This window comes from Magnetococcales bacterium, from assembly GCA_015232395.1.
Classification (GTDB): domain Bacteria; phylum Pseudomonadota; class Magnetococcia; order Magnetococcales; family JADFZT01; genus JADFZT01.
On sequence record JADFZT010000074.1, the window covers coordinates 1 to 23,321 of the forward strand.

A 23,321-nucleotide genomic window follows, 5' to 3' on the forward strand; every position below is an offset into this window, starting at 1 on the left:
TCTTGACTCCGATTATGGATTTGATTGAAACGTCAATATTTTCAAGAGGATGCCTTGGAGCTTGACGTGTCCCTGATCCTCTGAAACAGAACGAATTCAAAAGATACATCAACCCCATCCATCGACAAGCAAACCAATTAAATCCCAACGCCTGTTGACTGCAAAACCCGATCCGACGTAACAAGGCTCTCAGGCAATCACATTCCGGATGAGCCACTCTTCCAGGAGCATATTGCCAAAGTCTCTTTCAGGATAGACCGATCAAGTTTAATCAGGGGCAGCCCGGATCGGTTTTTTTCGGTGCCATCATCCTCTCCTTTGGCACTACGATGCAGCCCATTGGCGAATCTGTCTTATTTGGACGGCTCTGGGCGAACAGGTCTCTTTTTGGCGAAAAAAACTCATGAAACTCTTTGAAAAACATCCGTCTCCCTCCCGAATCCGGGCTCTGGAAGTGACCGGTAATCTGAAAGATGCCGGGGTTTCATTTTTAATCCGTCGCAGCTTCTACATCACTTTAATAATCATGCTCCCCCTGATCATCTGGCTATCCCAGGCCAAAATTCAGGAGGTGGCCCACGTCAGCGGCCAGGTGATCCCCAGCGGGTCTGTCAATGTGGTGCAGCACCTGGAAGGGGGCATCGTCTCGGAAGTTTTGGTCCATGAAAGCAAACTGGTGCAAAAAGGAGAGGTTCTCTTTCGCTTTGATGCCAATCAGGCCCTGCCTGAAAAAGCCGAGGCTGAGCTGCGTTTAAAGGGACTGGAAGCCCGAGCCATTCGCCTTCGCGCCTTTGAGGCGGGGGAAAAACCCGATTTTTCATCCATCGACGCCCGTTTCGGCCACCTGGTCGCTACCCAGCAACGCATTTATCAGGATCAGATGTATGTTCTCAGCAGTAACCAGTCGATGGTCAACGCCCAGATTGCACAGCGCAAATCGGAGTTGAAACAGGTTCAGGATGACCTGCAGATCGCCCATAAGCAGGTGGAGCTGACTGCGGATATGGTGGAAATCCGCAAAAAGCTGGTGGAAAAAAAAGCGATCTCAAAGGTGGTTTATCTGGAAACCATACGGGCCAATGTCACTGCCCAGGGAGAGGTCAAACGCCTGTATAAACAGATTGAAAACATCAAGAGCTCCTTGACCGAAGCCCAAAACAGGGCCAAAAAAATCGTCGCCGACGCCAAGCGGGAGGCCAACAGCGAGCTGGGTGTGGTGATCAACGAATCAACCCAACTGCGGGAATCCATGGCCCAGATGGAAGATCGTGTCACCCGCCTGGATGTTCTTTCTCCGGTACGGGGTATCGCCCAGGAACTCCAGGTAAAAACCGCAGGAACGGTGGTTCCTCCCGGTGCCACTCTGGTCAACATTGTCCCCCTGGATGATCAACTTCGGGTGGAGGTGCGCATCTCCCCGGAAGATATCGGTCGCGTGACCCCCGGGCAGCCGGTGGTGGTCAAGATGAGCAGCTATGAGTTTTCCCACTTCGGTTCCATGTTTGGCCGACTGATCTCCGTCTCCCCCAGCACCATGCTGGATGAAATGACCAGCAAACCCTACTACAAGGGCATTGTGGAGCTGGGCCAAAACCATATCGGCAATGAGCCCGGCAAATATCCAATCCTGCCCGGCATGCTCTCTCAGGTGGATATTTCTCTTGGGGAAAACACGGTTTTTGCCACCCTGTTCCGGCCTGTTACCCGCACCATACACGACGCCTTTAAAGAGCGCTGAGTGTTTGAACCCCTTGCATCTGTCATGGGCAGGGGATCACCACCCCTTTCATCCCCTGGGGCATATCCTCTGGGCCAAGCACCAAAAACAAAGCCCGGCAGCTCCTGGAAAAATTATTTTTTCGGGGCTGGTTTGGCCTCCAGAACTTTTTCGAACAGTTTTTCGATCGCCTTGCTTTTCAAACGTTTTTCACCCTTGTTTAATTTTTTCAAGTGTACGATCACCAGCTCCCGCTCGGTATAGACCTGAAGCCGCTGCCCCCCTGACCCACCATGGGTAAACCCCCAGGGATAGACCACCCACAGATAGCCATAGCCCTTTTTGGCAGCATCCTCCCCCGGAGGCAGGCTGGTGCTTTGTCGCACCCAGTCAGCGGGAACAACCTGCTGATTACGCCACTTTCCTTCCCGCTGATAAAGCAGGCCGAAGCGGGCCAAATCCAGAGCGCTCATATGAAAGATATAGGCTGGATAGAGGCTGGCCTGCTGCCGTTTGTAATACCCATCCTTAATCCGATAGTGCTCCATCTCCAAGGGGGTGGCGATGCGACGATCAAACTCCTGGAAAATCCCTGTCCCACTCTCACGCTCCAGAATCCCCCCCAGGGTGTTAAAGTCCCAATTATTATAAAAATAGAATGTCCCTGGCAGATAGCTTCCCCGGGCAGGCCTGTTTTTTTTCATCTTTTTCGGCTCATACGCCGAAGGGTGATACACTCCGGAGCGACTGCGCAAAAGATCCCGCACCCGGGCCGTGCGCTCCAGTGGCGTTAATCGGGGCTCGATATCATCGATCCCCAACTGCTTCATATCGGCATCCAGATCGATGTGACCCGCTGCGACATGGAGGCCAAAAAGGGCTCCCATGAGGGGTTTGCGGATGGAATTGAGCAAAAATCGCTCGGCAGGCTTTCCCCAGGCCGCCACCACCACCCCCCGATCCACAATCACTACCGCTGAGGAGGCGAGCTTTTCCTGGGCATAGCGCTGGGCCTGGTCCAGTTTTTTGGCAGACCAGCCGAGCATTCGGGGATGAATCGCCTTATGCCAATGTTGACCGGGGGTGTAGACCCGTTGGGAGTTGAAGGTGCTCAAAGTATTGAACTGGGCTTCTTCCGCACCAACGGGAAGTGTGGAGAGGAGAAGCAGTAAAGCCCAGAGAATTGAGCCCAACAAGCACCTCTGACCAACGGCCCAAACCCGCCAGGCAGGCTTTTTGGTTTCAGCGACGTTTACTTTTGCCAACATGAAAACCCTCCCCCCTTTAAGATGGCAAAGGCCCTCCTCTTCCCCCACCAAGACCAAATAGAGCCCCTTGCACTTGGCTTGGGTGGTTACGAACCATTTCAAGCGCTGGGTTCAATCCTGCCAGTGATTACTCTTCCGCTTTGTTGGGCTTTGCTCTGATTTTCATTCGATTGTTTTTTTTGGCCTTCCTTTTCTCTCTGTTGTGGGTGTCGATCTCCTCCAGGGTCAGAGTCCCGTTCTGATCCTGATCCATTTTTTCGAAGCGCTTTTTTAAATTCAGCAGGGCTCGCTCCTCAAACTCCGCATAGGTGACCTCACCATTGCCATCCTTATCGGTCTCATTAAAATTTTTTGTCAAAATTTTGTTAATGCGAGGTTTTTTACTGATATCGCCAGGCTTGTCCACAGCAGGTTTATCCATGGCAGGCTTGTCGTCGGCATAAACAGGGGTAGTGCCCCACCCAACCCCCAGGGCCACGAGCAAGGCAAAAATATTTTTCATCTGTTTCTTCTCCTTCTGAAGTAAAAAAAGCGATCATTGGGGATCAAACGGTAAACCAATCACGACACTGGCATAAGCTGAACAGGATACCACACCCCGAACAGGAGCATGGGCAGAATCATCCCGGAATGATTCCAAAAATCTTTTCAGGCCATCACCCTGAGTCCATTGGAATTTAAAAATTTTGTGCCATAAATTGATCGATGAACGAAGCCCGGACGATCACCGTACCATCACAGTTAAACTGCATCTCGACAATATTTTGAATCAAACAGATCGTCATTTTTCGAAGATAATAGTCCTCAACCGTTCTCAGGCTTTTCAGATGAGAGAGGGTATTCTTGATCTCTGACACGCCCATGGGCTGCCAGCTGGCGTTGGACTCTGTCAGCACCTCCAGCCACTCTTCACTCAGGTTGAGCCTGAGATCGGACTGCTCCAAAAATTGATTGACCTTGCGAATCACTTCCACTTTTTTGGGGTAGGAAATGCCCGGAAATTGCCTCTCGATATAGTTGTTTTCCACAAACCGCTCAATACTGTGAACTTCATAGGTAAAGGGATCGTAAACCCGCCGGGTAACGATCTCACCGTTGTGACAACCAATTCCCAGGTGATAGACCCCTGTTTCCAGCAGCAATCTCTGAAATTTTTTAACCAGCAGATCGAGATGGTCGTCAAAAAAATTGGCATATCTCGACCGGGTCGGGGCGGTTTCGCGGATGGAGACATCCCCCCGGAACTGAATCTGGTCCACATTCCCGGAGAGCCCTACCTTGTTGACAATGCTTTCAAAAAGAAGAGCCCGGCTCTGTTCCCTCATGTTTTTTCCTTTGATGATTTGGGAATGGTTTCAGATCAGATAAAGGATTTTATCCGACTGGGATACCAAGCCAACCCGCCACCACAGCCCCCTCCCCCATACCCGGAAAAAAACCGACGGTTTTTCAGTGCGATCGTCCCGTGCTACTCTTTTTTTGGGACTATTTTTGATAATAAGTCAGAGCCTCCGGCATCAGCTGATTCAATTCATCAATACGGGATTGATTGGAAGGGTGGGTACTGATGAATTCCGGGGGCTCTTTACCACCATCATGCTCTTTCATGCGCTCCCAAACCAGAGGCGCTTCCCGGGGGTCATAGCCCGCCATAGCCATGAAGATCAAGCCCATGCGGTCTGCCTCAGCTTCATGAAGTCGGCTGAATGGCAGCAGAGCCCCTACCTGTGCCCCCACCCCATAGGCGACCATAACCAAGCTCGTCACCTCACCATCGGAACTGCCACCCATAAACTTTTGCAGCAGATTCCCTCCCAACTGCGTCGCCATCTTTTGACTGGCCCGCTCCCGACCATGGCTGGCCACCGCATGGGCGATCTCATGCCCCATGACCGCAGCCAGGCCCGCTTCGTTGTCGGTGATGGGCAGCAAGCCTGTATAGATCCCCACCTTGCCCCCGGCCATGCAGAAAGCATTGGGTTCATCGTTATCAAAGAGGCTGAATTCCCACTGATATTTTGGGATCTGATTGTGCATGCCGTGCTCAACAAAATAGTCTTCGACCGCCTGTTGCAATCGCTTCCCCACCCCCTCGACCATTTCAGCATCCCGGGTGTTTGAAACCACCTTTTCGCTTTTTTTCAGTTCATCATAAGCCGCCAAACTCGCCTGCTTCATCTGGGATTCTGGAATGATCAGCAGCTGCTGACGACCGGTCATGGGAACATCGGCGCAAGCGGTCAGAAGGGTAGCCAACATAAAAGGAACCACGAGGCTTTTTTGAAGTTTCATCTTTCCACTCTTTCCAAGGCTTGTGATTATAAACGGCCATCCATCAGGAGCCCCTCCCCTCCGGCTGCTTACCCCAGGGTCTCCCACACACTTGTTTTCCCTTTGCAAGGTACCCTTTCAGGGAGTGGCAACACAACCAGTTCAAGGGACAGGGTCTCTCTCCAATCCGCCTAACGCCCACACGGGTTGGAGCCCATTGAGGAGTATAGAGGTTGCAAAAATTCAAGAAGAGACCAGCTGCACCAACAAGGGCTCCTGGATACCCTCATCACCCGCGCTGGCTGTGATAAATTCCAGAATCGGTGGCGTCACTTCTGTTCCCTTGAGGAGAATTTTTTCACCGCTCTGGGAGAGGACATCCTGGATAATGATCATATCGGTGGTCAGCTCTTTCAGGGTGACCCGCCTTTCATTGCTCTGAAAATCGGGATGGCTGGCCAAAATTTTCACCAGGGCCGGATCAAAAAGATCGGGCTTGCGCCCCATCTTCTGGATAATTTCCTCTGGTGGCACCCCCTTGGTGCGTTGCCGTTCAAAATCAAAAGCCATCTTGATGAGCTGACTTCCCAGGACACCGGCATTACGCTCTTTGGGATCATCCCAAAAGGGGCCTGGGCGGGGTTCGTTTTGCTCGGCAATCATCTGCGCCACCTTCTCCAGACGGGGGATCCGTTCCAGCAGGCGACTGCCGATCCCGGGGTGGGCCGCAAAACGGTCCAACTCCTTTTTGGAAACGTTCCCCTCACCGAAAATCCTCTTCAGGGTGGCTCCAGGCAGGGTGATGCACCCCAACTGGGAAAGCCCGGCGGCCAGTTCGAACTGCCAGCTGTCAACGCGATCAATTCCTTTGGCCATATGGCGCACCAGTCGCTTGATCCGGGAGGTACGACGAAAGGCCACCGGGTTGGCCAATGCCAGGACTTCGGTGAGTAGATGAATCGTGCCGGCGAGGGTTTCCTGCAATAGTTTTTGTACAGATTGACGGGCATCAAGCAGCGCCAGATGGGTTTTCACCCTGGCCTTCAAAATCGGTGGAGAGACCGGCTTGGTGATATAATCCACCCCACCTGCGGCAAACCCCTTGGCCTCATCCTCGATCTCAGCTTCAGCAGTCACAAAAATAACCGGAACTTCCCTGATCTTCTCCATCTGCTTCAACTGGCGGCACACCTCATAGCCATCCATTTCCGGCATGCGCACATCCAGCAAAATCAAATCGGGCAGAGAAGAGCCATGGGTGACAATCTTAAGGGCGGAGAGGCCATCCCGGGCGATCAGAAGGCGATATTCCTGACCCAGGTTGGCTACCAAAACATCGATGTGTGCCGGGGTGTCATCCACCAACAAGAGGGTCTGCTTTTTCGAGTTTTCATCCATAGCACCATCTCCACTCCCCTTCTGGGGTCGGGATTTTCAAAGAACTTGAGAATACAAAACAAAATAACAGCCAGCATTTCCAGCCTGCAATGGAGATCGACCCCATGAACCATGGCAGATGAACCGAATCAGACGTTGGAAAGTCACTTGACGAGACCCAACGAATAGATCCTGTTCGAGCGCAACCGGAACTTTGCCACGCCAGGGGGAACAAAAGAGATGATACCTGATTTTAACAAGATCCAATCAATCCCTTACCGAAAAGCCAACCTAAAAAATGATCAACTCTCTCAACTTTGACAATCGCACTGTCAAAGAGCTTCCCAAAGATCCCAAGGATTCTCCCCATACCCGGCCTGTCTTGGGTGCATTTTGGTCGGCTGTGAAGCCAAAACCGGTGACATCCCCCGAGTTGGTCGCCCACGCCTCAGAAGTCGCTGAACTGCTGGGACTGACCCCGGAAGAGACCGGACAGGCTGATTTTATCGATATTTTTTCCGGCAATCGCTTGGCCCACGGCATGGAACCCTATGCCAGCTGCTATGGGGGGCATCAATTTGGTCGCTGGGCTGGACAATTGGGGGATGGACGGGCCATCGGGCTTGGGGAAGTGGTCAACCGGGCTGGGGAGCGCTGGGAGTTGCAACTCAAGGGCTCCGGACTCACCCCTTACTCCAGAGGGGGGGATGGCCTGGCTGTGCTGCGCTCATCGATTCGGGAATTTTTATGCAGCGAGGCCATGCACCACCTGGGCATTGCCACCACCCGTGCCCTCAGTGTGATCACCACAGGTGAGCCCGTCACCCGGGATATGTTTTATGATGGCCATCCCCGCCACGAACCAGGCGCCGTGGTGTGCCGGGTCTCCCCCTCTTTCATCCGTTTTGGTCATTTTGAAATTTTTGCCAAACGGGGGGAAAATAAACTCCTGGAGCAACTGGTTGATTTTACCATTTCCCGGGATTTTCCAGAACTTGCCCACATTGAATCCACCTCGGAACGTCGGCAGATCTGGTTTACTCAAGTGTGTGAACGCACCGCCCGTTTGATGGTGGAGTGGCTGCGGGTGGGATTTGTCCACGGGGTGATGAACACCGACAACATGTCCATTCTGGGGCTCACCATCGATTATGGTCCCTATGGCTGGATCGACCATTTCGACGCCAACTGGACCCCCAACACCACCGACTCAGAAGAACACCGGTATGCCTATGGCCGCCAGCCCGAGATCGCCCGCTGGAATCTGGAGCGGCTGGCTGAAGCTTTATCCCCCCTGATGGAATCGTCAGCGCTCAACGCTGGGCTGACCCGTTATGATGCCCTCTATTTTGAGCAATTCCAGATCATGCTGGCCACCAAGTTTGGTTGGGGAAGCTGGCAAAAGAGCGACTCGGAGTTGGTTGAGCGGGCTTTTGCGCTGCTCCACAATGCCGAGGTGGATATGACCGATTTTTTCCGGCGTCTGGCCACGGTGGATATCGCTTCAGCCGATATCGACACCTTACGCCCGGCCTTCTATCGGGAGGAGCTGTTTCAGCGTTATCGGGTGCCTTTTTCCCAGTGGCTGGCAAGCTATTCCCAACGGGTAAACCAGGGATTTTTCGGGAAAAATGGGCTGAGCCGCCGCCAAAGCATGGATCAGGTCAACCCCCGTTTTGTGCTTCGCAACTATATTGCCCAGCAAGCCATTGAGCGTTCACAAGAGGGGGATCATCAGCTGGTACGAGAGCTGCTTGAGGTTCTGAAAACCCCCTACGATCATCAACCTGAACATGCCCATTGGTATGGCATCCGGCCTGAATGGGCACGAAACAAACCGGGCTGCTCGATGTTGTCGTGCAGCTCGTAAACCCAGCGAAAGTATGCAGCAAAGGCGCTGACCCGTAACCGCTCAGGTGGTCCAGCGGCGATAGATATCGGTAATTTTAAGGGGAAGTGAGCGCACGTCATCCAGTACCACATAATGGCCTGGACCGAAAAGATGGGGCATATAGTCCCTCGCTTCGGTATCGATGGTGATGCAAAAGGGGTGGATGCCGGTTTGGCGGGCTTCGAGCAACGCCTTGCGGGTATCTTCCAGGCCATACTGCCCCCGATAGCCGTTGCGAAAGCTGTCATAATCTTCGGGCTTGCCATCCGACAGGGTGATCAGCAGTCGAATCCGGGCCTCCTGGCTGTTGAGCAGTTGGCTGGTGTGGCGGATAAACACCCCCATGCGGGTATATTCCATGGGCTTGATGCCGGCAATGTGACGTTCTACTTCCTCTCCATAGGCCTCTTCGAAGTGTTTGATGTGATAAAGCTCACAGCGATTGCGGGTCATGCCGGTAAAACCGTAAACCGCAAAACGATCGTCCAGCACTTGTAACGCTTTGCATAGCAGCACCAAACTTTCCCGAATGGCGTCATTAACCCACCCTTTGGTAGAGCCGCTCATATCCACCAAAATCAGGGTCGCCACATCCCGGTCGTTACGCGCCCGGCTCTGAAACAGACGATGATCCATCTCCTGCCCCCTTTTGGCCTCTACCAGGGACTCCACCAGGGCATCCATATCCACCTCATCCCCTCGCTCCTGCCGCTTGAGCCAGCGCTCCCCACCCCGAAGCATTTCAAAGCTGCGGCGAATCCCCTGCCACAGGCCGTGATATTTTTTCAATGTCTCCACCACGATAGGATCATCCGATGGCGAAATTTCCAGCTCCCGAAGCTGACACCACCTCTTGCGATAGCTGTTACGGTGAAAATCCCACTCGTCATACCAAATCCGCCCCTCCTCGGACTGTTTTGAGTATTGACCAGCCCCACCTTTTTCCTTTCCTTGGGCGGTTGGTGGCAGATCATCGGTCAAATAACCACCGGACCCGGCAGCAGTGAGATATTCCGGGGGGATCTCACCCAGATCCTGAAGGATGGAGGTGGCGAGGGCTTTCAGGTTTTCCGGTGGCAGCAAGGGTTGACCATCCAGACGCAACGCACAGGTGAGGGTTTCGGGACAGCTTTCCAGCTCCAACAAAGGCTCCGGGGGGCTCTTCGCGTCGATGGCCTGCAGGCGAATGGGTTGACGCAGCTGCCCCACCTCACCCACCGCTTTGCGAAAGAGAATTTTTTCCTGCTCCAGACGCCCCTGCATCCTCACGACGGCGGGTTGGTAGAGATCAGCTCCGTGGTAGGGCAACCTCGGGGGAATGGGCGTATCGTAGAGCCGCCCCAACCAAGCTAAGGAACGGTTGCGATCCGCACCGGGGTGGGCCAGCTCCTGTATCGCGGGTTGCCACGCTTCCGAGAACGCATGAGCACCTTGCCAAGAGGCCATCACTCGCCCCAAACCCGGTAGCTGACGCGCCAAAACAGCATCGATACGCCACCTCTCCAAGGAGAGATAAACCCGGGCGGCCACCTCCATATCGGGCCAATGGGCCAGTGTCTGGGGAAGCTCCGGAAAAAAAGTGCCGAAGCGTCCCAACCCCCAGAGGTGAGCAGTCAGGGCGCGGTAGAGCTTGAGATTGTCCGCCTCACTGTCAGCCAGAGCCATGGCTGGAGGCAAGAAAATGGTTTCGGTATCGGTATGGGAATCATGGGCCTCGGCCATCCCGAGACGTCGCCCCCCAAGCCCTACGACAAAGGTCCCAAGCAGCCCGCTGATATCAGCCAGCAACACCGCACCTGCTGACCGGCTTGATACCGGTGGCCCCTTTTTCAATACCGACAAAGCCGATTGCAGTCCCTCCCGGTCAAAGCGGTCCATCACCGCTTCCAACCAGCGTTCCAGGTCCGGGATCTCCAGATCATCCAAAACCGGTGACATCCGCGCGGCACATTGAAAAGCCATCTCCGGATTGATTTTGGCCAAAATCGGCAGCCAGTGGAGCATCGCCTGCTGCTTTTGGGGTGATCGGGCCGCGAGTTCCCGGGCCGGCGCAATGGCGGTGCGCCGGGAGGAGAGGGCCGCCTCCAAAACCTCCTCCAGCTGCTCCTCCAGCTCATCTACCCCCAGTTGGTTTGGATCCGTGGCCATGGGGTTTTAAAAGATCGACTCACAAAGGGCATCCACCGCCGCGATCATTTCCGGATCGTCGGTCAACGCCTGGGTGATAGCCGCCGCACACGCTTGTGCAGGGGTGTGGCCGGCGTGGATCAGCTTGCCCGCATGAACCAGCAGCCGGGTGCTGGCCCCCTCCTCCAGGCCGTTGCCCTTGAGGTTGCGGGTCAAATGGGCAAACTTGACCAGAGAGGCCGCCATTTTCCCAGCCAAGCCCGCTTCCCTTTGGATGATCACCGCTTCCAGCTCCGCCTCGGGATAATCAAAGGCCATGGCGACAAACCGCTGCCGGGTGGACTGTTTCAGGTCTTTCAACACCGACTGGTAGCCGGGATTGTAGGAGATCACCAGGGAAAAATCCGGGTCCGCCGTGAGCAGCGTTCCCAGCTTTTCCATGGGCAAAATCCGCCGATCATCGGCCAAAGGATGGATCACCACCGTGGTATCCTTGCGGGCCTCGACAATCTCATCCAGATAGCAGATACCGCCGTGACGCACCGCCCGGGTGAGAGGTCCGTCCTGCCAGACCGTCTCCCCCCCCACCACCAGATAACGCCCCACCAAGTCGGTCGCGGTCATATCCTCGTGGCAGGAGACGGTGATCAAGGGACGCTTCAACCGCCAGGCCATGTGTTCCACAAAGCGGCTTTTTCCACAACCGGTGGGGCCTTTCAAAAGCAGGGGCAGATGGTTGTCGCAGGCTGCGGTAAAGAGATTGATTTCGTTACCTGACGGCTCAAAATAGGGCTCGTCAAGAATGCGATTTTCTTCTACCGCCAAAACAGATGAGGACATAGGGACTCCTTTGGCTGGGCCAGGTCGATCCAGATAAACAGGGCTTGGAAACTCCCCCGGCGAGGATCTGTCCAAGCCCAGGTATTCCTACTTGCATGCTGGAAAAATCATGACTAGGATACCTGTGGGTGAGTTATGAAAACTCATTTAAAATCAGGTAAATGAATGCACACTAAAAAACAAGACAAACCGCCCAAAAACGAACCAAAATTCCCCCAAAAATTCCAGAGAATTGGAACCCACATGATCCCATCTCAACGCTTGATGACGCTACTGGCACTCTGCACGCTCATTTTCGCCACGCTTCCGGCCCAGGCAGCTGAAGAACCCCCACCTCCCACCTCGATCACCTCTGAAGAGACCCGCTCCCTGACGTCTCAAATGTATCGGGCCATCCGCCAGGGAAAATTCAATATCCACGGAGACCACACCGCTGTGGATATTTTGATCCTGAACCGGGATATTCCCATCACCTATGACTATATCGCCACCCTGATGCGCACCCCCAACGCCTTTGGTGAGGGCCCGGCCTGCATCGTCTGCCACAGCTCCAACAAGCCCGAACACAGCTATCGTGGTTTGGATCTCTCCACCTGCGAAGGGATGCTCCGAGGCTCTACCGAAGAGCCCCCCAGGCCAGTCCTGCTGCCGGGAAACCCGGAAGAGAGCACTCTTGTGCAGCGCTTGACCAGCAACCGGATGCCCCTGGGCTCCCCCTTCTTTCAGGATGTGGACAGCCCAGCCATCGAGACAGTCAAAAACTGGATCAACGATGGGGCTAAAAAGGGGGAGCATTTCGATAAAAATGTCCTGCCCCTCTTCAGCAGTCCAGACGCCTTTGGGGGAGAGTTTCCCTGTACTGAATGTCACCCCAGCACCAACGGCCTGAGCCTCACCAGCCATCGCAATATCATGCGGGGAGCCTTCTATAAAAGCCGTAAAAAAGAGGGCCTGCCCATCCAACCGGTGGTGATTCCCGGGGATGCCGAGCGTAGCCCTCTCTATCAACGGCTGACCACCAACCGCATGCCCCCCGGCATCAGCCCCGGTGAAGATATCAACCACCCCAACATCCAAATCCTCACCCGATGGGTCAAACAAGGGGCTTGGTGTAATTAATCCACGGTCCGAACTCAAGCTCTTCGAGTCCGACCACTCCCGGGGAGTTCCATCTCCGCCTTTGGATGCGCCATAAATGCTTTTCCCACTGGGATGCCACGATTGCGTGTGGCATCCCCAGTGGGGGGGCTACACACACATCATCCCCACATCCGCCTCCGACAGAACAACCAATCCCCACCCCCTCATTCTGAAGATCTTTCACACCCACCTCCCTGCCCCACCATACCTCCTCTGATCGAACCAAAAACCTCTCGCAGAGTAGTTCCACCTCAAAACCTAATACTCTTCCCTGGCTCGTCATCCCCGTGAAAGCAGGGATCCAGGGAGATCATGAGGCCCTCGATAAAAAACTGAATGTTCTGTAAGTTGCTTATTTTGCAGAAAGTTACTGAAGGTTTGGAAAGGTTCGCGCTAGACACCCTGGATTCCCGCCTTCACGCTTCACGGGAATGACGGCAAAAGGGCAACGGCATGTGCCCAGTTCTTGATTGGCATTGCTATAAAACCCGATGGGTCAGCCACCGCGAATTTGCAGGTAGGCTTTCGCCATCTGCTCAGGGTTGTGAAACTGGGACTGAAACAGCGCATAAAAACGCCCTTCAGGATCAATCAGATAAAAAGCCGAGGAGTGGTCCACGCTATACTCCCCATCCACCTCCGGGGAAAATTCATAGATGGCATGCACCTGTTTGCTGAACCCCCGAAGCGCCTCAGGACCACCCGTTACCCCCATAAAATCGGCATGAAAATAGGGCACGTAATCCTTCAACACTGCCAGGGTATCCCGCTTGGGATCCACGGAGACAAAATAGGTGTGGGTATCGGCCAATATCTGGGAGGAAGCGGGCAAGTGCCCATACATCTCCACCAACAGGCTCATGGAGAGGGGGCAAACATCGGGGCAGTGGGTGTAGCCGAAAAAAAGAAAGCTCCAGCGCCCTTTCAGCCTTTCCAGGTCGAAGGGTTGACCCAAATGATCCACCAACTGGAAGGGGGTCAGGGGGATTGGTTGGGGCAGGACCACTCCCCGGAGCGCTTCTTCAGCCGGAATGGTTGGTTCGGTTTGGTGGCTGAAGAGTTGATAGCCGGAAACCACCCCAACCAGGATCAATATCCCGGCGATAGCCAGCTGAAACAGGGGCGGCCTCTGTCTCTGTTGGGGTTGGGTCATGGTGGGGCCTCCTGTCAAAAGGTGCTATCCGACTGGGAAAGCCCCCATCCAAAGCAACAAATCGATATCAGACCAACGTCAAGTTGACATCTATCACGATCGCCACGAACAAGATACCCAGATAGCGCATGGAGCCGATAAAATTGGACCAACCCATCTCCCGGGTGGGAAGCTGGATCATGCGCCAGTTGCCGATCAAAAACAGCACACCAGCTACCGTAGCGCCCAATAGATAGATCCCCCCCAGTTGGTGATAGAGGTAGGGAAGCATGGAAGCGGCCACCAGCATCAGGCTGTTGACGAAGATAAAGAGCGCGGTCTGTTTTTCTCCTACCACCACCGGCAACATGGGAATCCCCACCTGGCGATACTCCTCCTTGAGGTGGATGGCCAGGCTCCAAAAATGGGAGGGGGTCCAGAAAAAGAGCACCAGCGCCAAAGAGAGAGGCAGTGCGGTCAGCTCAGGTGACACCGTAGCAGCCCCGGAAAGCACGGCAAAACTCCCCGCAAGCCCCCCCAGGACAATATTAAGACGACTGCGCCGCTTCAGCCACACCGTATAGACGATGCCGTAGGAAAAAGCGCCCAAAAAGAGATGGATCGCCACGGCCACATTAAAAAATTGATACGCCAGCCCCACCCCCGAAACCAACAATCCCCCAGCCAGCCACAAGGCGTGATCCGCATGGGGCAAAGCTTCACGGGCGAGAGGTCGATTGGCAGTGCGGGGCATGATGCGATCGATATCCCGATCATACCAGTGGTTGAAAACAGCCGAGCTGGAAGCCCCCAGCAGCATCACCAAAACCAACTGCAAAAGATGCACCCCTGAATATTCCGGAGCCATGGCCAGGTAGGAAACCACTGCGGTAAGGGCGATCATGCCGCCAATGCGCAGCTTCAGCAGTTCGATATAATTTTTAATGTGGGTCGCCATGTCAGGATGCCTGGAAGTGGAGGGCTTCAAGCTTATCGGCTCCCCTCCTTCCATGTGTAAGCGAAGGGGGGGAGCCGGATCTGAATCAGGTTGGCGGTGGTCAGGCTTAAGGGCCGTAGACCGAAACCTTGTAGTAGATGGACAGATAGATGCCGAAACAAAAGAGCAGCATCAACCCGGCGGCTATCAGACGTTTGCGTTTTCCAGCCTTGCCGCCAAAATCGTTGCCGGTATCGTTACCGGTATTATCGTTTGGCATAGTCGTATGGCGTCCACTCTTCGCTCACCTTAACATCTTCCAGGAAGTTGCCAGGGCCAGGGGGATTGACGGTATGGGTCCACTCCAGAGAGGCAGAGCGCCAGGGGTTGGCCGAAGAAGCCTCGCCGTTGATAGCGCTCTTGATCCAGTTGAAGATGGTGAGAGCCATGCCGGTACCGATCATGATGGCACCCAGCATGGCGACAAAATGCCAGTTTTCAAACTGGGGATACATCTCATAATCCCAGTAACGCCGGGGCATGCCGTCGATACCGATGATAAAGAGCGGGATGAAGGTGATGTTCACACCAACAAAGTTGAGCCAAAAACCGATGGTACCCAGTTTTTCGTCCGTCATCTTGCCAGTCATCTTCGGGAACCAGTAATAAACCCCGGCAAACACCGAAAAAGTAGCGAAAATACCCATGATGTAGTGAAAGTGGGCATGGACGAAGGAGGTCTCCGAAAGGTGGAGATCCAGAGCCGTAATAGCCAGCGGAATACCGGTCAAACCCCCGACCAGGAAGAGGAAGAGGCAAGCGACGGCATATTTCATCGGGATGGAGAAGGTGATGGAACCCCGATAAAGGGTGCCGAACAGGGAGATCGCCATAAGCCCCACCGGTATGGAGATCAGAAGAGTACTGACCATCTGACCGATACGGATCCAGTTGGGCATACCCGAAACATAGAGGTGATGCACCCACACTTCACCAGAGATCAAAACCGTCCCCCACATGCCGCCATAGACACCGGCCTTGTAGTTGAAGATGCGGTTTTTGCTAAAGGTGGCGACGATCTCGTAGAGAATACCCAGAGCCGGCAGCAGGATCACATAGACCGCTGGATGGGAGTAGAACCAGAAAAGATTCTGATAAAGCAGGACATCGCCACCCGCTGACGGATCAAAAAAGTGGGTGCCCATATATTTATCGAAGAGCAGCATGGTAACGGCTGCGGCCAAAACCGGCACGAAGACCAGCTGGATGACGAAAGCCGTCACCGTGGACCAGACAAACATGTTGAGCTGGTTCCAACCCATGCCGGGGGCCCGCATGTAGATCACAGTGACCAAAAAGTTGACCGCACCCAAGATGGAAGAGAAGCCCAGCAGGTGAACCGTAAAGACGTAAAAGGCTGTGTTCCCACTCGTCACCAACGAATAGGGCGGATAGCCGGTCCACATGATGTCCGGGGCATCGGGCACGATGAAGGTCAGGAGTGCGACGATAATGCCGGTATAAAAGAGCCAGACGGAGAAGGCATTGATGCGGGGAAAAGCGACATCCTTGGCCCCGATCATCAGCGGTAGAAAATAGTTGGCTGCAAACCCGGTGAGCCCCGGAATCAAAAAACCCAAGATCATGGCTGCGCCATGAAAATAGAGCCAGACGTTATATTGGTTACCGGCATCCATGGCGCTGTCGGCCAGGGTGGGGCCCAGACTGGACTGCTCGATCCGAATCAAAAGGGCCATGATACCGGCAATGCCGAAGGCCGCGATGGAGCCAATCAGGTAGAGAACCCCGATCCGCTTGTGGTCGGTGGTAAAGATCCACTCGCTCAATTTAAACTTTTCCGATTGGGCGCTCATGCGTTTTCCTCCTCCGCTCTTTTCTGAAGCCACTCGTCAAACTTGGGCTGGGGAATCGCCTTGACGGGCGCATACATGCGAGAGTGCAGAACGCCGCAAAACTCCACGCAGGTGACCCAAGACTCAGCCTCTTCCTTGGGATTAAACCAGATATAGGTGATACGACCCGGCATCAGATCTTCCTTGACCCGGTATTTGGTCAAACCAAAGGAGTGGATCACGTCGTTGGAGGTCATGCGCAGCACCACTGGAGTTCCCACTGGAACCACCAGGCCATCCCCTTCTTTTCCATCCACATCATAGGAAGAGGTGGTGCCATCCTCATATTCGAACTCCCAATACCACATATTGCCGGTAACCTTCACTTCCATGGCCCCTTCCGGCACGTTGCGGTAGGTGTTCCAGACCGTCCAACCCTTGGCAGCCAGATAAAAATCATCGGCCATGAAAATAAAGGCGGGAATCAACGCCCAAGACCACATTTGCGCCCGGGAGAGCGACGGCGAATCGCCTACGTCATCGGGGCTCTTGGCTTTATATTTGATCAGCCAGTGAACGGCCAAAGCACCAAAGATGATCCCCATGATCCACAGGTCGAACAGCACCGTTGACCATAGCTGTTCCCAACTTTCCACCGGATCTGCATAGGCGGCCTCTTCGGCTCTGGCGATGACGGACGACAGGATCAATCCAGATCCGGTCAATGCCGCTAACAATACTTTCATCAGGCACCCTCCTTATTGTATTTCCTCTTGAAAAACAGCAGAGATCCGGTGAGCAGGGAGATGCCCACAAACAGAGCCCCCAATCCGACGAAAAGAGGGATGTTGTAGGTATAACGCCCCTCTTTATAGTTGTAGCTGTAACAAAGGCCGACGACAAAATCGATCACCTCGTTGACCTTGAATTCACCCTTGCGGGCTTCCAGAATGGCCAGTTTCATATCCTTTTCGCTGTTGGTCAGCGAATAGAGATAGCGGGTCACCCGCCCCTCGGGGGAGAGAAAGATAAAGACGTTGGGGTGGTAGAAGGTTTTGTCCTGGGGCGCCCAAAAAAACTTAAACCCCATCTTGCCGGTCAACTCCTCTACCTGCTCAGGCTCTTTTAAAAGCCCGAATGTCCAACCCTCTTCCCACCCTTGGGGCAAAACCAACTGCTTACGGAATTCCTTCAAGGTCTCCAGGGTGTCTTCCTTGTCAAAGGAGAGGGTCAACACCCTGAAGTCACGACCGATGACCTGACTCTCCTCCACCTCCTGAAGCAGCAATTTCAGCTCCTGGTTGATGGCCGAGCAGCTACCGTCACAGGTGTAGTAGGACCAGACCAATATCAGGGCTTTGCCACCCAGATCCCCCATTTTCAGGGTTCCACCATTTTCATCGATGATTTCCACCTTGGGGTCAAATCGAACCCCCATGAAATCCGCTTCCTTGATGCGAAAAACATTGGGATCGATATCCGACTCCTTCTGGCGGAAATATTCCCCCTGGGCATCCACTGCTCCCAGCAGAAGCAGACAGATAGCCAAAAACTGAATGGTAAATCGGGTCACAAGCTCATTCCAACTCTCGGCTACCAGTAGTAAATCTGAGAAACAACGAAGAACCAGACCACATCGACAAAGTGCCAATACATACCGGCACAAAAGATGAAATGCTTGTTGGTCTTACCACCGAAAGCGGGTATCAAAACGGCCAGGAACACCCCAAGGCCCACAATCACGTGAGAGGCGTGGAAACCGGTGATGGAGTAGAAGGCGGTGCTGTAGGCGTTGGTATCAGGGGTAAATTCCAGATGCAGCAGATGGCTGTATTCATAGAGCGTGCAGCCCAGGAAGATCCCACCCAACAGGATGGAGATCATCAACCAGTTGCGGAATCCACTGAGATTGTCCTCCTCATATTTGGCTTCGGCAATATGGTAGGTGTAGGAGGAGGTGACCAGGATGACCGTCATGACAATCGGCAGCCACAGGTTCATCTCCGGAGTGCCTTCCGGAGGCCAGACATCGCCGGCGGAGAGCCGCATGGTCCAGTAGGTCACGAAAAAACCCAGGAAGATGAACACTTCCGAAATGATAAAATAGGGCAGTGCCGAAGGGGAAAGCCCTTCCACCAGCGGCTTTTGGGTCAATCCTTCCTGCACCCATTTGGCAATACCGGCCAGGAGAAGAGGGGTACCCAATCCAGCAAAGATCATGGTCTGCTGGATATCTTCATAAACAAAATATGCCGCAAAGGTCAGAGGGACCAAAAACAGGATGCCAAACGTGACAGCCATGGGGGCCCAGCTGACTTCCCAGTGATGGGCATGTTCCGCAGTGGTGGATTGTGACATTGTTAGCCTCTCCTACGTCTGTTCTTGTGAGCGGGATTCCCCAATTGGAGGCGCATTCCTTAAAAAAACAAACTGGTACGCCGACACTGGACTCAACAATTCTACTTATCAAAACAAAAAATTAATTATCAAAAAATCCAATCCATACCCAGATCACCCATTTGCCAGGACTCTGACAGCAAAACCCCACTCTCTATCGCACTCAAATGTGGTTCAGGAAAACACTTCGATCCAGCACCAAAAGGATTGATGACACCTATTAAGTGGGTTATTTCACCTGTTTTGGTAGGTCATTTCACACAATCTGAACCCGAGGATCATACTGGACACATAAATTTAAAGTCAATCCCATTATTGCTAAATATCAAAATTTCCTCTACAGAAAACCCCAACCCCCGGGAAGTCCCTGACTCACCCCCTTTTGAAATCATTCAAAAGGCCACTTTCAGAGCTCTCCCTCAGATCTGGTAGCATGGGGTCAATAGAAGCTTACAAAGGATCTTGTGCCTGAAAAAACGGATTGTTAGAAAGCATTCAAGACAAGCTGGAGAGAGCTTGAGCCGAAGGAGTGACCACCGAAAGTGGATCAAGCATCCCCAGAGGGGCTGAATCAGCACAACAACGTGGTTGCGGCAGAGGTATAAAAAACATCAAACCACCGTTGGATCCCGATGGCCTGGAAATGTGAAAAAAGCGGTTGGATGGAAAAAAATGGGCTGGAGGCCAGGTTGTTGCACTCTGGAAGAGAAAAGCTGGAAGGATTGAAGGGGCGACTGCCCGGGGCATTCCACACAAATTATAGAGACAATATTCCAATCATCTCTCAAACAGATGATGGACTCACCCAAACCCTGATTTAGCGCCAAAGCAGAATAAAAGCCGCATTGTCCGTCGCTGTTACCCGTACCCGCTCAAGCAGACGTTGGGCTGCATCCAATCCCAGGGGTTCCAGCAAGGTATCGATATCAGCCGCTTCCAAAACAGTGGCCAGACCATCGGAGCAAATCAAAAACCCCTCACCCGGCTGCCAGGAGTGGGTTTCAATGGAAGGAGCAGGTCTGCCTTTGCCCCATGCCGCAGCAAAAGCGGCCCCAAATCCCAGCGTAATGACGTTACGATAGGGGTGACCTTTGACTTCATCGGGGGTTATATGGCCCTTGTCAAGCTGACCCTGAACCCAGGAGTGGGGGTGATTCAGGGGCTCGATGCCAGCGGCTCCCACCCGGAGGACAAAGCTGTCTCCCACCCCGATGGCCGTCACTTGCTCCCCATCGACCAACAATCCAGCCAGAGTTGAACCCGGAGAATAGCCGGGTTTGGCCGCTGTGGCGATTTGGCCTTGTACCTGCTGCAAAAAGGTTGAAACCCCTACGCCGTTCCAGGAGGCGAACGCCTGACAAACAGAGCGGCTGGCCCAATCCCCCGCCTCCCCCCCGCCGATGCCGTCCGCCACAGCGAAAAGGGCCTGTTCCTGGGGAACCGTTATCCACTGGGGAGCAACCATCTCCTTATTCTGGACCACCTTTTGATCCACCAGCAGACAATCCTCCTGGCGAAATCGGGGTCCCAAAACCATGGCGTAGGCTGCGTGAATCATTATCTGGCTCAAGAGTGGATTATCTTCAGGGCGCCAAGCCCCATTGCCTCCGGGAGTGCGTTTTCACTCCTCGAAATCCAACACCAACCACCACCTCTGGCAGGTTAACCCATCTTAAAAAGGAAATGAAAAAGCAGATTAAAGGGGTGGAGCCAGCCATTTCTCCTACTCACCCCAATGTCGCCCCATTCTCAAACCGCTCAGATCCGGCATGGAGACCAGATCGGAAAAATCCATCACCACCTCCCCGATCACATTGAGCAGATGGTGCTGAATCGTCTCCAGCTCTTTGCGCTCGCTGGCCTCCTGAACGGCTTTAAGGTCATCCCCTTCCCGAAGAAAAATAAATTTGGCCCGGGTGGAGCTGATCTGTTGGGAGACCTGAATGTCGTAAAACACCTTACGGATGGGGTCGATACCGTGCTTGGCCAGGTCGGCATTGGAAAAAGTGATCCCCCGACTGGCCAACCACGCCATGGGTACGCCACTCTTGACCTTTTTGACCCGATCCAGACAGCCCGCTTTTTTCAGGTCGGCTTCGCTCACGCCAAGTTTTTCCAGATCTTCCGGTGTTAAGCGGTTTTCGCTGGCTGGCAGCCGTACCGTATAATCCTTGAGTATCTTGATACCCAAACGTTCCAGCTTTTTTTCGTTGAGGGTGATGCTGCGATTGCTCAACCGATTCGGTTTAATCCCACCATTTTTCTTGATAAGCGCCGTATCCAGCTGGGCACTGCGGGCTTTACCCATGAGGCCACTTTTTTCCAACTCCTCAACCGTCAACCACTCCTGCCAGGCGTTCAGCTCAATCACCTGCTCTTCGGGGATGATGACCTCCTTCATCAGAGTCACCCCCTGGGCGGCAATCGCTTCGGGAGAGCAGTCAAAGCTCAGTTTTTTGTCCCGACGCATCATATCCACCACCGAAAGCGCCAAACCGCCACGCCGCCGAATACGCTCCACATCCATGCCGACGTTGCGCAAGGCGGGGAGAAAATCCAGCTGTTCCAGCTCATAATAGGTCAGAAGGGGCGTAGGCTTGACCTTCTTGATTTTCAAAGGTCTGAAGAGACGGCGCTCTTTTTCCCGAGGCAGGGCCACCCGAAGCCCCAGGGGCAATAAAATAGGGTTTTGACGATGGTAGATCCGGCTCCAGGCAGCAAAGTGTTCCGGCCTGAAATGACCAAGCTTGGCATCGGAATTCATGATGACCAACACCTTGAAGGAGTCCAGCTCCCGCTTATAGGAACGCCGCTCCTCCAGGGCTGAGACCATATCCACCAGAGAGGCTGCCTGGATGATCTCCAGATCGTCCGGGGAAAGTTCCGAGACGATCTTGCGGATGTCAAGCTTGGCGGTACGTTTCAGATAATCGACAAAGAGGGTCAACCCCCCATAGCCCTTGCCCTCTACTTCAGCGTACCACTCGTGGTGCAGCAGCGCCGACAACATGGTGAGGTCGGGCTTTTTGCCAGGTCGGTAGAGCAAGCGCCCCCCGAAGAGAGGGTGGCACTGGATCTCCTTCCATTTTTCATTATCCAGCCGTCCCGGCCAATCGAGGGTTTCCAGTTTGACTTTGGTCTTGCCCACATCGTGGTTGAATACCGCCACGGCTGCCCGGACAATTTTGCTGTCAGACCAACCCAACTCCCGCCCCAGGGCCATCATGTGAAAGCTGGCGACGATGGAGTGGCGGGCGGTGCTGCCGTGGTGTTTGGTAAGAGCTACCAGTTTTTCGGTGGGATCAGAGCTGAAAAGATCTTCGATATCGTCCAGATTGTCTCGAACCAGATCCTCCAGGGCTTGCACATCCTGTTTGGTCTGAAAAGCTTCCGCCATATCTTCGACATCACCCATGGCCTGGTCGGCAATCTCTTCGATCACATGAAACATTTTTTCCATGTGTTCCACCGACGCCACCACCGATTTTTCCTTGATGGTTTCGGCAAAAACAGTCTCGACCCCACGGGTCCGCAGCTGACTGATCAGTTTATCGGTGAGGGGAGTATATTGGCGGACCAAAAGTGCCTGGGTGCCGGGGGCAGTCACATCCTGGGAAAGGCGCATCCCCTTCAGAAGCATGGGATCCCCCAGGAGATATTCGCCTTTTTTTAACTTACTTTTGGTTTCGTCGGCCATGGCTCTGGAATTCCCTGGAAATGCGCCCAGAAAAAAACGGTTTGGCACCCCTCTCCACAATATTGGGGAGCCCTTGGTGGAACTTCCTCAAAACCATCATTAATCATGGATGATGGTCTCCTCAACGCAACCAACTGTCAACCGCCGCTCACCCCTACAATGGAATTCAGTTCAGCTGAGGGGGCAGTTCCCAAGATTATTTTGAAACAAGGAAGGGGCCAGGTTGGATGTTTTGTCCTTTATTCAGCTATGAATCAATACCCTGTTTTCAGAAAAATCCATTGATTTACATAAAGTTTTTATTGCTTTTTTGGTCGCTGGTCAGAGGCAGATTGAAGGCCTTCAAAAAATATCTCCGGAGTTCAATCAGCCACCTTGCCAAAAAGCGCCTGGAACAAAAACCTGTTGGGCTGAACAAAAAATCAATTCAAAAATCGTGCCTTACCTGCCTTAATCAGCCAACACCCACCTCCGCCCCCCATCCAGCCCGCTCTCTATTGCGCCAAATCTTAACGAACTGAAGTTCAAAACGCGCCAAAGGCTTGAGCCTTCCGGATTCCGAGTTCACGATAGAGCCCTCAGCAACGGATGGTATCGTGAAATTATTTCTGAATCAGTTCAAACCCAACATCAATTTCAAATATTCCTGCTTTGACCGAGTCATCATCCGGGGA

Annotated in this window: 19 protein-coding genes; 3 read left to right on the forward strand and 16 right to left on the reverse strand. The window is 53.6% G+C overall.

Annotated features, from left to right (window positions below; all coding sequences use genetic code 11):
- Nucleotides 1–403 precede the first annotated feature (403 nt).
- A complete protein-coding gene (locus HQL52_16415) occupies nt 404–1,738 on the forward strand; it encodes an HlyD family type I secretion periplasmic adaptor subunit (protein MBF0371034.1) in 1,335 nt (444 codons plus the stop codon).
- Between the two features lie 113 nt (nt 1,739–1,851).
- Here the strand turns inward: HQL52_16415 and HQL52_16420 are convergent, their stop codons facing one another.
- From HQL52_16420 to HQL52_16440, 5 genes are all read right to left on the reverse strand, one after another.
- Entirely contained in the window at nt 1,852–2,985 is a 1,134-nt protein-coding gene (locus HQL52_16420) for a serine hydrolase (GenBank protein MBF0371035.1), read from the reverse strand.
- A 127-nt stretch (nt 2,986–3,112) separates the two neighbouring features.
- Nucleotides 3,113–3,487: a hypothetical protein gene (locus tag HQL52_16425; protein MBF0371036.1), complete on the reverse strand. Its 375-nt coding sequence runs from the start codon at nt 3,485–3,487 to the stop codon at nt 3,113–3,115.
- Between the two features lie 175 nt (nt 3,488–3,662).
- Nucleotides 3,663–4,310, reverse strand: a complete 648-nt coding sequence (locus tag HQL52_16430) for a hypothetical protein (GenBank protein ID MBF0371037.1) — start codon at nt 4,308–4,310, stop codon at nt 3,663–3,665.
- Nucleotides 4,311–4,470: 160 nt separating this feature from the next.
- Nucleotides 4,471–5,277 (reverse strand): M48 family metallopeptidase, encoded by an 807-nt coding sequence (locus HQL52_16435; protein ID MBF0371038.1) that lies wholly within the window; start codon nt 5,275–5,277, stop codon nt 4,471–4,473.
- A gap of 222 nt (nt 5,278–5,499) precedes the next feature.
- Nucleotides 5,500–6,654, reverse strand: a complete 1,155-nt coding sequence (locus HQL52_16440) for a response regulator (GenBank protein ID MBF0371039.1) — start codon at nt 6,652–6,654, stop codon at nt 5,500–5,502.
- Nucleotides 6,655–6,934: 280 nt separating this feature from the next.
- Between HQL52_16440 and HQL52_16445 the strand changes: the two genes are divergently transcribed.
- Nucleotides 6,935–8,503 (forward strand): YdiU family protein, encoded by a 1,569-nt coding sequence (locus HQL52_16445; protein ID MBF0371040.1) that lies wholly within the window; start codon nt 6,935–6,937, stop codon nt 8,501–8,503.
- Nucleotides 8,504–8,545: 42 nt separating this feature from the next.
- Here the strand turns inward: HQL52_16445 and HQL52_16450 are convergent, their stop codons facing one another.
- Entirely contained in the window at nt 8,546–10,672 is a 2,127-nt protein-coding gene (locus HQL52_16450) for a nitric oxide reductase activation protein (GenBank protein ID MBF0371041.1), read from the reverse strand.
- A 6-nt stretch (nt 10,673–10,678) separates the two neighbouring features.
- Nucleotides 10,679–11,491: a CbbQ/NirQ/NorQ/GpvN family protein gene (locus HQL52_16455; protein MBF0371042.1), complete on the reverse strand. Its 813-nt coding sequence runs from the start codon at nt 11,489–11,491 to the stop codon at nt 10,679–10,681.
- 243 nt (nt 11,492–11,734) lie between these two features.
- Here HQL52_16455 and HQL52_16460 point away from each other — a divergent pair, with 243 nt between their 5' ends.
- Nucleotides 11,735–12,610, forward strand: a complete 876-nt coding sequence (locus HQL52_16460; GenBank protein MBF0371043.1) for a hypothetical protein — start codon at nt 11,735–11,737, stop codon at nt 12,608–12,610.
- 517 nt (nt 12,611–13,127) lie between these two features.
- Here HQL52_16460 and HQL52_16465 read toward each other — a convergent pair.
- The 9 genes from HQL52_16465 to HQL52_16505 form a co-directional block, all read right to left on the reverse strand.
- Entirely contained in the window at nt 13,128–13,784 is a 657-nt protein-coding gene (locus HQL52_16465; GenBank protein MBF0371044.1) for an SCO family protein, read from the reverse strand.
- 67 nt (nt 13,785–13,851) lie between these two features.
- Entirely contained in the window at nt 13,852–14,721 is an 870-nt protein-coding gene (cyoE, locus tag HQL52_16470; protein MBF0371045.1) for a protoheme IX farnesyltransferase, read from the reverse strand.
- A gap of 106 nt (nt 14,722–14,827) precedes the next feature.
- On the reverse strand, nt 14,828–14,980 hold the full coding sequence (locus tag HQL52_16475) for a hypothetical protein (protein ID MBF0371046.1): 153 nt from the start codon (nt 14,978–14,980) through the stop codon (nt 14,828–14,830).
- Complete coding sequence (locus tag HQL52_16480; GenBank protein ID MBF0371047.1) at nt 14,967–16,574, reverse strand: cbb3-type cytochrome c oxidase subunit I; 1,608 nt, start codon at nt 16,572–16,574, stop codon at nt 14,967–14,969. Before HQL52_16480 ends, HQL52_16475 begins: the two co-directional genes overlap by 14 nt.
- Nucleotides 16,571–17,299, reverse strand: a complete 729-nt coding sequence (locus tag HQL52_16485) for a cytochrome c oxidase subunit II (GenBank protein MBF0371048.1) — start codon at nt 17,297–17,299, stop codon at nt 16,571–16,573. The genes HQL52_16480 and HQL52_16485 overlap by 4 nt, the downstream gene beginning before the upstream one ends.
- Nucleotides 17,299–18,126 (reverse strand): SCO family protein, encoded by an 828-nt coding sequence (locus HQL52_16490; GenBank protein ID MBF0371049.1) that lies wholly within the window; start codon nt 18,124–18,126, stop codon nt 17,299–17,301. Before HQL52_16490 ends, HQL52_16485 begins: the two co-directional genes overlap by 1 nt.
- A gap of 20 nt (nt 18,127–18,146) precedes the next feature.
- Entirely contained in the window at nt 18,147–18,911 is a 765-nt protein-coding gene (locus tag HQL52_16495; protein ID MBF0371050.1) for a heme-copper oxidase subunit III, read from the reverse strand.
- Between the two features lie 856 nt (nt 18,912–19,767).
- Complete coding sequence (locus HQL52_16500) at nt 19,768–20,508, reverse strand: protein phosphatase 2C domain-containing protein (protein ID MBF0371051.1); 741 nt, start codon at nt 20,506–20,508, stop codon at nt 19,768–19,770.
- 165 nt (nt 20,509–20,673) lie between these two features.
- Entirely contained in the window at nt 20,674–22,647 is a 1,974-nt protein-coding gene (locus HQL52_16505) for a hypothetical protein (protein ID MBF0371052.1), read from the reverse strand.
- Nucleotides 22,648–23,321 lie beyond the last annotated feature (674 nt).

What these genes read in the sequence shown, in the direction of transcription:
- HQL52_16415 (MBF0371034.1), top strand. Translation starts at nt 404, where the DNA reads ATGAAACTCTTTGAAAAACATCCGTCTCCCTCCCGAATCCGGGCTCTG.
- HQL52_16420 (MBF0371035.1), bottom strand. Translation starts at nt 2,985, where the DNA reads ATGTTGGCAAAAGTAAACGTCGCTGAAACCAAAAAGCCTGCCTGGCGG.
- HQL52_16425 (MBF0371036.1), bottom strand. Translation starts at nt 3,487, where the DNA reads ATGAAAAATATTTTTGCCTTGCTCGTGGCCCTGGGGGTTGGGTGGGGC.
- HQL52_16430 (MBF0371037.1), bottom strand. Translation starts at nt 4,310, where the DNA reads ATGAGGGAACAGAGCCGGGCTCTTCTTTTTGAAAGCATTGTCAACAAG.
- HQL52_16435 (MBF0371038.1), bottom strand. Translation starts at nt 5,277, where the DNA reads ATGAAACTTCAAAAAAGCCTCGTGGTTCCTTTTATGTTGGCTACCCTT.
- HQL52_16440 (MBF0371039.1), bottom strand. Translation starts at nt 6,654, where the DNA reads ATGGATGAAAACTCGAAAAAGCAGACCCTCTTGTTGGTGGATGACACC.
- HQL52_16450 (MBF0371041.1), bottom strand. Translation starts at nt 10,672, where the DNA reads ATGGCCACGGATCCAAACCAACTGGGGGTAGATGAGCTGGAGGAGCAG.
- HQL52_16455 (MBF0371042.1), bottom strand. Translation starts at nt 11,491, where the DNA reads ATGTCCTCATCTGTTTTGGCGGTAGAAGAAAATCGCATTCTTGACGAG.
- HQL52_16460 (MBF0371043.1), top strand. Translation starts at nt 11,735, where the DNA reads ATGATCCCATCTCAACGCTTGATGACGCTACTGGCACTCTGCACGCTC.
- HQL52_16465 (MBF0371044.1), bottom strand. Translation starts at nt 13,784, where the DNA reads ATGACCCAACCCCAACAGAGACAGAGGCCGCCCCTGTTTCAGCTGGCT.
- cyoE (MBF0371045.1), bottom strand. Translation starts at nt 14,721, where the DNA reads ATGGCGACCCACATTAAAAATTATATCGAACTGCTGAAGCTGCGCATT.
- HQL52_16475 (MBF0371046.1), bottom strand. Translation starts at nt 14,980, where the DNA reads ATGCCAAACGATAATACCGGTAACGATACCGGCAACGATTTTGGCGGC.
- HQL52_16480 (MBF0371047.1), bottom strand. Translation starts at nt 16,574, where the DNA reads ATGAGCGCCCAATCGGAAAAGTTTAAATTGAGCGAGTGGATCTTTACC.
- HQL52_16485 (MBF0371048.1), bottom strand. Translation starts at nt 17,299, where the DNA reads ATGAAAGTATTGTTAGCGGCATTGACCGGATCTGGATTGATCCTGTCG.
- HQL52_16495 (MBF0371050.1), bottom strand. Translation starts at nt 18,911, where the DNA reads ATGTCACAATCCACCACTGCGGAACATGCCCATCACTGGGAAGTCAGC.
- HQL52_16500 (MBF0371051.1), bottom strand. Translation starts at nt 20,508, where the DNA reads ATGATTCACGCAGCCTACGCCATGGTTTTGGGACCCCGATTTCGCCAG.
- HQL52_16505 (MBF0371052.1), bottom strand. Translation starts at nt 22,647, where the DNA reads ATGGCCGACGAAACCAAAAGTAAGTTAAAAAAAGGCGAATATCTCCTG.